The sequence below is a fragment of the Acetobacter sp. AN02 genome (genome assembly GCF_029759835.1).
In the GTDB taxonomy this organism is placed as follows: Bacteria; Pseudomonadota; Alphaproteobacteria; order Acetobacterales; family Acetobacteraceae; genus Acetobacter.
Window position 1 is genome coordinate 1 of sequence record NZ_JAJJND010000172.1, and the last position, 1,752, is coordinate 1,752.

Annotated in this window: 1 protein-coding gene; it reads left to right on the top strand. The window is 58.2% G+C overall.

From position 1 onward, the window contains the following. Positions 1-294 precede the first annotated feature (294 nt). Entirely contained in the window at positions 295-1,575 is a 1,281-nt protein-coding gene (locus LOC54_RS12165; RefSeq protein ID WP_279314043.1) for a chloride channel protein, read from the top strand. The last annotated feature ends 177 nt before the right edge of the window (positions 1,576-1,752 follow it).

A 1,752-nucleotide genomic window follows, 5' to 3' on the forward strand; every position in this document is an offset into this window, starting at 1 on the left:
ACAGATCAAAGCTTCAGCGCGATGATCTATCTCACCGCAGCCGTTATCCATTCACGATGAATCCCCACAGACCTTAGAGCTATCGCCCGCTTTGGTCACGGACTGAAGCCTGTCCAGGCGATTTCGCATGCATTGACACCGATCTGATTTTGTTATCGGCATAAGAGCAAAGATGCTAGACTTTTCGCAAATTCCAGGGAGAGTCCATTATCATCGTCACGTTCGCAACGATGATAATCCGGCAAGAAGGCGATGGCAGACACCACTCATAGTCAGGAAACACAGCACGCAGTGATGACCCAGCCGCCTTGCGGCCTCACTATGCTCTCCCTCCTGTCCGTTCTGACAGGCATCGTTGTCGGAGCGATCTGTGGAACATTCAGGTTGTTACTGGAGTGTGCCGAGGGGTTGAGAACGGCGCTGGCGCTTGATGTCCTGCATCCGTTTCCGGCCGGTCTATTGCTGATTGCGATCGGCAGCATCACGGCTTTCATCGCGACCTGGATGGTCAGGCGACTGGCACCTCTGGCTTCTGGAAGCGGGATCCCGCATGTCGAGGTCGTTCTGGCCGGACTTGCAACTCCTGCTTCTGTCGGCCTGATCCCGGTCAAGTTCATCGGAGGATTGCTGGCCATCGGAGGAGGACTGGCGCTGGGGCGTGAGGGGCCGAGCGTGCAGATGGGTGCCTCGGCTGCCAATATGATCGGTCGGCTGTTACGGTTGGGACCGGCGGATTGCCGGTCATTGCTGGCGGCTGGCGCCGGAGCTGGACTGGCGACAGCGTTCAATGCGCCGGGCGCTGGCGCGATCTTTGTTCTGGAAGAACTGGTCGGCAAATTCGAGGCGCGAACCGCTTGTTCCGCGCTCGGCGCTTCCGTGTCCGCCATCCTTGTCGCGCGTGCTTTGCTGGGCGGTCATCCTGATTTCGGGGTGGTCGACAGTCCCTTGGTCATCAGCATTTCAACGCAGTTGTTGTTTTTGCTGACGGGGCTTGCGGTTGGCCTGCTCTCGGTCGTTTACAACCGGACAGTTCTGGCCACGTTACGGCTGGCTGAACGGATGAATGCCAGCGTGGAAATCCGGGCTGCGGCAATCGGCGCGATCGGTGGGCTGATCGTCTGGCTTACACCCCACCTGGCCGGTGGCGGCAACTGGATCACGCAAAGCGCCATCGATGGAACGCTGATCTGGACAGCGCTGCCAGGATTGTATGCCCTGCGTCTGGTCTTCGGCTCGATTTCCTATGCCGCAGCAACGCCGGGTGGCCTCTTCGCTCCCATGCTGGCTCTGGGGGCTCTGGCTGGGCTGGGCTGCGGAGATCTGGCCCATGTTCTGGCGCCCATGCTGGCGGGGCGGACCACACCCTTTGTTGTGGTCGGTATGGCGGCGATGTTTGCGGGAGCGGTACGGGCACCTTTGACCGGGATCATTCTTGTGACGGAAATGACCAATACGCCCAGCCTGCTGCTTCCGCTGCTTTCGGGCAGTTTTGCCGCGATGTTCGTGGCCGACGGCATGGGGGAAGCGCCGATTTATGAGGCATTACGTACCCGCGCCGCGGCCGAAAAACGCTAGAGCAGATCCGGTTTGAATGGACACATTCGAACTGGTGAAGATGCTCGATAAACAATGAGTTAGAGCAATTCCACTGAGTCAGAGTTCAGTGGAATTGCTCTAATACCAACCGTTTCTTGATCAGACTCACGGGGTACCCATTGGGCTAAAAATGTGATTCACAGGATGCTGATCATT